This window comes from Psychrobacter sp. FME5, assembly GCF_014861375.1.
Classification (GTDB): Bacteria; Pseudomonadota; Gammaproteobacteria; order Pseudomonadales; family Moraxellaceae; genus Psychrobacter.
In genome coordinates this window covers 1-864 of the sequence record NZ_RRYX01000246.1, presented here as the reverse complement: position 1 = coordinate 864, position 864 = coordinate 1, and the positions used below count along the sequence as shown (strand labels likewise).

Here is an 864-nt window from a genome sequence, read left to right as displayed (position 1 = left end):
ACGTTACTTTAATCAAAACCTCTTATCAGGTGTCCTAAATTAGTTGACCACTACACTGATAAACTGGTGTCACCAGTACGCGCCTGGGCGAGACCATGATAGGTAGTACTGACAAAGGACAAAGAACTGGGATAAGGGGTGTAGGGGATAGTAGCGTCAAGCAACGTCGCTGATACCCAAACCCCAGTGTCACGAGCCATATCAAAGCCATGATCAGGTACAGACAGATGAATGGCGTTTGTGGTCTGGCGCTGCATATGCTGAGCAGTGCGCTGTAACCACTCTTTGATAAATACTTGATGATGATACGACACACTATCGTTATCAGGCTCGATACCGATAAAGGTTACTGCCATACAGTGAGTCGATAAGCTGCCAATGGAAGGCAGGTTATTGATACTCACGGGGCTACCGACACTAAGACCACGCAGGGCTCCCGTTGCTTGATAGGTTTCGCGTTGACAGTGATTTGCAGACACCCATTGCTGTGCAAGACGAGCGGCGGCATCATCGCTATTCACGCGAGACGGGGCAGCGAGTAGTACAGTTGTATCCTCTGTCACAAGCGGCGACTCATCTACTGCTTGGCCTTCATAAATGGTATCCGCCGCTAAGCCATCCGCTCGTACGATTACCTCATAACTGCCCAACTGCTGTGAATTCATTTGTAGCGCATTGACGCTATCTTGACCTGACTGTACCGACGATTGGGCATAGCTGTAGTGTAGTGGAATTCGTTCGCCCTCGTCTAAACCACTGATCAACCACCACGTACCAAGCTCATCAACAGAATCCCCTGATACCCACACTGTAGTGGCATAATAAAATTGGACAGCTTCTAAGAGGTTATAATAACCCAAAGAA

At 48.4% G+C, this 864-nt stretch carries 1 protein-coding gene; it reads right to left on the bottom strand.

The window, feature by feature from the left end; all coding sequences use genetic code 11:
* Positions 1–50 precede the first annotated feature (50 nt).
* Positions 51–864: hypothetical protein (locus EI161_RS14515; RefSeq protein WP_192529986.1), on the bottom strand; the 814-nt coding region annotated here is incomplete at its 5' end.